Annotated in this window: 4 protein-coding genes; all 4 read right to left on the bottom strand. The window is 66.6% G+C overall.

Translation table 11 applies throughout. The annotated features are described in order from the left end of the window. Positions 1-234: 234 nt before the first annotated feature. The 4 genes from ACF8RA_RS22610 to lexA are packed head-to-tail and all read right to left on the bottom strand — an operon-like array spanning position 235 to position 5974. Positions 235-3315, bottom strand: coding sequence for an error-prone DNA polymerase (locus ACF8RA_RS22610; protein ID WP_392519593.1), 3081 nt, complete (start codon positions 3313-3315; stop codon positions 235-237). Next, entirely contained in the window at positions 3312-4730 is a 1419-nt protein-coding gene (locus tag ACF8RA_RS22605; protein WP_392487513.1) for a Y-family DNA polymerase, read from the bottom strand. The genes ACF8RA_RS22610 and ACF8RA_RS22605 overlap by 4 nt, the downstream gene beginning before the upstream one ends. A 6-nt stretch (positions 4731-4736) precedes the next feature. Further along, entirely contained in the window at positions 4737-5357 is a 621-nt protein-coding gene (imuA, locus tag ACF8RA_RS22600) for a translesion DNA synthesis-associated protein ImuA (RefSeq protein ID WP_004374214.1), read from the bottom strand. Continuing rightward, positions 5357-5974 (bottom strand): transcriptional repressor LexA, encoded by a 618-nt coding sequence (gene lexA / locus ACF8RA_RS22595; protein WP_012052394.1) that lies wholly within the window; start codon positions 5972-5974, stop codon positions 5357-5359. Before lexA ends, imuA begins: the two co-directional genes overlap by 1 nt. Positions 5975-6000 lie beyond the last annotated feature (26 nt).

The following is a 6000-nucleotide window of genomic DNA, read 5'->3' as shown; positions in this document are numbered from 1 at the left end:
ACGCAAGGCCGCTCCCACAGGGGTTGCTTAAGCCTCGTGGCAAACGTGGCCGTCGACCAAGGTATAACGCACCGTGGCCGATGAATGGTTGGGGCAGGCTCAAGGTTGCAGGCGATCAATGTGGAAAGGGCATGCCCGCGAACACCGGCAAGGCCGGTGCCCTGCAACGCGGTGGCTGCTTCGCGGGCTCGCCCGCTCCCACAAGGAACCGCGCAAGTACCGAGCGTTGGGGTTTCAATGGAAATCCCGACTGCGCACATCCAGCCCTTGCAACAGCGGACTCACATCCTCCAACCGCCGCGCAATCAGGTGCCGCACCCCATTCTCCTGCTCCAGCCGCCCACTGACCTTGAGCAACTGCGAACCCACCAGCGCCCGCCGCTGCCGTTCGGCCAGCGCACGCCACACCACCACGTTGACCATGCCATGTTCGTCCTCCAGGGTAACGAAGGTCACACCGCTGGCGGTTTGAGGCCGTTGCCGGCCCACCACCAGCCCGGCCACAGCAATGTTGTCGCCATGCTCCACACCCTGTAATTCACTGGAGCTGCGACACCCCAGTGCCCTCAGACGAGCGCGCAACAGGGCCAGTGGATGTGGGCCAAGCGTAGTGCCGAGGGTTTGATAATCGGCCATCAGGTCCTCGCCCACGGTTGGCACGGGCAATTGCACCGTTTCTTCAGGCAAGGCCTGCACATCAGCGAACAACGGCAGCTGCGGCTGCACCGCCGCCACCTGCCAGCGCGCCTGATGCCGATCGCTGGCCAAGGCGCGCAGCGCCCCGCCATCAGCCAGGCGGGCACGGGCCCGAGCGTCCAGGCCGGCGCGCAGGCACAGGTCTTCGACGTTGCGCCACGGCCGCTGCGCCCTCGCCTGCTGCACGCGCCAGGCATCGGCTTCGGCCAGGCCACGCACCAGCCGCAGGCCCATGCGAATGGCCAGGGTGCCTTCAGCATCAGGCTCCAGGGTGCAGTCCCAGTCGCTGTGGCAGACATCAACCGGCCGTACCTCGATACCTTGGCGGCGAGCCTCTTGCAGCAGTTGATCAGGGCTGTAGAAGCCCATCGGCCAACTGTTGACCAACGCACAGGTGAAAATCGCCGGCTCATGGCACTTCAGCCAACTGCTGGCATAGCACAGCAAGGCAAAGCTGGCCGCATGGGACTCAGGGAACCCATAACTGCCAAACCCCTTGATCTGCTCGAAGATGCGTTCGGCAAACGCCAGCGTGTAACCATTGCGCAACATGCCCTGCACCAGCCGTTCGCGATGCGGCTCCAGGCCGCCGTGGCGCTTCCAGGCTGCCATGCTGCGGCGCAACTGGTCGGCCTCGCCCGGGGTATAGTCGGCCGCGACCATCGCCAGTTCCATCACCTGCTCCTGGAACAGCGGCACGCCCAAGGTACGTTCGAACACTTCCTTCAGTTGCGGCGACGGATACGTCACCGGTTCCTGCTTCAGGCGCCGGCGCAGGTACGGGTGCACCATGTCACCCTGGATCGGCCCGGGGCGGACGATGGCGACCTCGATGACCAGGTCGTAGAACTTTTGGGGCCGCAGCCGCGGCAACATGGCCATTTGCGCGCGTGACTCGATCTGGAACACGCCCATGGTCTCGGCACGGCTGATCATGGCGTAGGTGGCCGGATCTTCGCTGGGGATGGTCGCCAGGGTCAGGTGCCGGCCACGGTGGTGTTGCAGCAGGTCGAAGCAGCGGCGCAAGGCGCTGAGCATGCCCAACGCCAGTACGTCGACCTTGAGCAGGCCGACCATGTCCAGGTCATCCTTGTCCCACTGGATCACCGTGCGCTCCGGCATCGCGGCATTCTCCACCGGCACCAGCTGGTCGAGCGGTTGCTGGGAGATGACAAAACCGCCCGGGTGCTGTGACAGGTGCCGAGGGAAGCCGATCAGTTCGCCGGCCAGCACCAGCACCCGCCGCAGCGAAGGGCTGCCCGCTTCGAAACCGGCTTCGGCCAGGCGCTGGTCATCGGGTATGCGATCGCTCCAGCGGCCACAACATTTGGCCAGGGCATCCACCTGGTCGGCGGGTAGCCCCAGCACCCGCGCCACATCCCGCACCGCACCGGCGGCATGGTAGGTGTTGACTACCGCAGTGAGCGCCGCCCGGTGCCGGCCATAGCGACGGAAAACATACTGGATCACCTCCTCGCGCCGATCGTGTTCGAAGTCCACGTCGATGTCCGGCGGCTCGTTGCGCTCGCGCGACAGGAAGCGCTCGAACAGCAGGTGGTGTTTCATGGGGTCAAGCTCGGTGATGCCCAGCACGAAGCACACCACCGAGTTGGCTGCCGACCCCCGGCCCTGGCATAGGATGCGCTGGCTGCGGGCGAAGGCGACAATGTCGTGCACCGTCAGGAAGTAGCTTTCGTAGCCCAGCTCTTCGATCAGCCCCAGCTCCTTGGCAAGCACATCCCGCACCTTGCCACTGGGCCCGCCTGGCCAGCGCAGCGGCATGCCTTGCTCGCACAATTCGCGCAGCCAGCTTGCCGGGGTATGCCCCTCGGGCACCAGTTCGCGTGGGTACTGGTAGCTCAGTTCGCTCAGGTCAAACTGGCAGCGCCGGGCAATGACCAGGGTCTCGGCCAGCAGGTCGAGCGGATACAGCTCGGCCAGTTGCGCCTGGCTGCGCAGGTGCCGTTCACCATTGGCAAACAGAAAGCGCCCGGCCTCGCTCACCTGACAATGCTGGCGGATGGCGGTCATGCAGTCCTGCAAGGCACGGCGGCCACGCACGTGCATGTGCACGTCGCCACAGGCCACGGTGCGAATGCCTACATCAGCCGCCAGCGCCCGCAACCGTTGCAGGCGCATGGCATCGTCACTGCCCCGGTGCAGGTGCACGGCCAGCCACAGGCGCTCAGCGAACACACTGCGCAGCCACGCGCCGGTAGCGGTATCGCCACTGTCAGCGGCCACCCACAGGGCCAGCAGGCCTTGGTGGTGCAGCAACAGGTCCTCACGAAACAGCTGGTACGCCCCCTTCTCTGCCCGCCGCCGGGCACGGGTGATCAGGGCGCACAGGTTCTGGTAGCCGGTCAGGTTCTCGACCAGCAGCACCAGCTTGGGCCCGTCGCACAATTGCACCTCGCTGCCAACGATCAGCCGCAACTGGTGCACCTTGGCTGCCTGCCAGGCGCGCACGATACCGGCCAACGTACATTCGTCAGTGATTGCCAAGGCCTGGTAGCCCTGCTCGCGCGCACGCCGGAACAGCTCGTCGGCGCTCGATGCACCGCGCTGGAAGCTGAAGTTGGAAAGGCAATGCAGCTCGGCATAACCCGGGGTGTTCATGCGAACCACCCCTGCAGCCAAAGCGGACCGGCCTGGCTCAGGTCGCGGTAGGCCCAGCCGCGCAGGCCGTCACGGGTTTCGATGCGGTAGTAGTCGCGACGCACATCGCCGCCATCCCACCAACCTGATTCGATGCGTTCGGCGTAGCCCTGCACCTGGTAGGCGGCGTCATCCAGCGCGATCGGTGCCGACAACAGCCACCCCGGGCGGCTGCCCGGTGCAACGGGCATGTTGCCTTGGGCCCCCTGCTCCGCCAACTGCCAGGCGCATTCGGGGCGGTGATCGGCGGCTGCACCAAGCCCCTTGACGGCCTCATCCCCCAGCCGGGCGCGCAGCCGCTCGCGCAATTGCGCCCAGGGTTGCGCCTGTTGCGCCCGCGGGTCGAACAACGCCTGATGCTGTGGCACGAAGGGTGGCAAGTCTTCGGCAACCAGCCGCAGGTTGCGCACCGGTGCGGGTATGCACAGCGGCTCAAGGCGCGCACGGGCCAGCTCGAACAGCATCGCAGCATCGCGTTCGGCCGCCAGCAGGCCCACCTTGAGCAGGGTATCCGGCCCCTCGGCGTGCTCCAGATGCAGGCGGAAGCGCTGCACGCCACAGTCTCGCCCGGCCAGAAATGCAGCAAGGTCGTTGAGCATGCGCCGCAGCGGGAACAACAGCGCCTGGTGCGACTCGACGTCGAAATTGAGTTCCAGCCGGGTTTCGAAACGGTCCGGTGGCTGGTAGAAGTCCAGCCCCAGGTTGCGCAGGCCGAGCAACTGGTCGAGGTGCAGCTGCACCTGGGCCGCAAAGCGCCTGGCCAAGGTATCGCGCGGCAAGGCCAATACCTGGCCCAGCTGGTGCAAGCCCATGCGGGCAAACGCTTCGGCCGCCTCTGCCGGCAGGCCGACGCGCGTGATGGGCATGCCAAGCAGCGCCGCTCGGGTGGCGTCGACATCGCCCACGGCCAGGCCATCGTGGCCATTGGCGAGCATGCGAGCAGCCACCGGGTTGCTGGCCAGGACAATGCGTTGGCGCAGGCCGAGTTCTGCCAATTCCTGACGCAGACGCGCCTCGAACAAAGGCCAGGGCCCGAACAGTTGCAGGCTGGAGCCCACTTCCAGCAGCAGCGCCCGTGGGTAATGCAGGCTGACCTGGGCACTGAAGCGGTAGGCCCAGGCCGCCAGCAGCTGTTGCACCTGATCGATGCGTTTGGGGTCGGCTTCGACACAGGTAAAGCCATCGGCCAGGGCACGCGCTGCGGTCAGGGTTTGCCCGGCCCGCAGGCCAAGTGCAGCGGCCGCCGGGTTGACTGCCTGCAACAGGCGACGCTGGGTCGGCCCGCCAATCAGCACCAAAGGCGTGTCAGGGTCGTCACGCTCACGCAGGACGGTGTCCAGCGCAAGCTGCGGGAGCAGGATGCAGGCCCAGAGCATGGTGCATCAGCCCCGCCCCGGGCAGGGTATTGGCAACGCTGGAGGCATGCCACCCCGGCTTTTCAGCACGCGCCATTGCGCCGGGCGTGTGTCGACTGCAATGCGCAGCGCTGCGGGTGAAGGGTTGTGCGACGCCTGCTGCGGCCTGCAGGCGAACGCCAGTGCCTGCCCGGTTTCGGCCGCTACCTGCAAGCGCCGCAGGGCGCGGTCATCGGCACGTTCCGGCCAGCACAGCACCGCCGCGCAACTGCCCGAGCGCAGGCACTGTTCGGCAGCCCACAGGGCATCGGCAGGCTCGGCATCCACCTGTACCAGCCAGCGCAGGTCCACCCCCGCTGCCTGCCAGGCCGGTGCAAAAGGGATGAAGGGTGGAGCCACCAGCACCACTCTGCTGGCTTCTGCACTCAGCCGGGCCAGGGTTGGCCACAGCAACTGCAATTCGCCACAGCCGGGGTTGGCCAGCAACAGCTCGCTCAGTGCTGCCGCCGGCCAGCCACCTTCCGGCAAACGTTCGTCGAGGGCCGCATGGCCGGTGGGCTGCAGCCCGAGTGGCCGCGCCTGGGCCTGCCGGCCGCGCCATACCCGGCGCTGCTCCAGCAGCCTGTCGAGGTCGACCACGGCGCCCATCAGTCGCGCCTCAGCAAGCCGCAGAACACGCCTTCGATGAAAAAGTCCTGTTCGGGCTGCACATCGATCGGCGCATAGGCCGGGTTGCGTGGCAACAGCCGGTAAGTGCCGCCTTGGCGTTGCAGGCGCTTGATGGTCACTTCGCCGTCCAGGCGCGCAACCACGATTTGCCCGTCGCGGGCGTCGGCCTGTTGCAGGATGCCGACCAGGTCACCGTCAAAGATGCCGTCGTCGATCATCGAGTCGCCCCGCACCTTCAGCAGGTAGTCGGGGGTACGGCGGAACAGGCTGGGGTCGAGCAGCAACTGCTCGTGGATGTCCAGGTCCGGGCCGATGGGGGCACCCGCCGCCACCTGGCCCAGCACGGGTATTTCGAGGATTTCCGGCCGGCGCAGCGGTTCGGCCAGGCGTATGCCCCGGGCCTGGTTTGGCGTGACATCGATGTAACCGGCCTGGCACAGGGCGGTGATGTGCTTGCGCGCAACGCTGCGCGAGGCAAAACCGAAGCGCGTGGCGATATCGGCCAGGCTCGGCGGCTGACCATGCTCGGCAATGCGCTCACGGATGAATTCGAAAATGGCGCGGCGTTTGGGGGTAAGAGTGTCCATGGAGCACATTTGTACTCTTTTCGGAGCACGCTGAA

The sequence above is a fragment of the Pseudomonas sp. FYR_5 genome, assembly GCF_043106315.1.
Lineage (GTDB): Bacteria > Pseudomonadota > Gammaproteobacteria > Pseudomonadales > Pseudomonadaceae > Aquipseudomonas > Aquipseudomonas putida_Y.
Note: the sequence above shows the minus strand (reverse complement) of the source record. Positions and strands in the feature narration are given on the sequence as shown.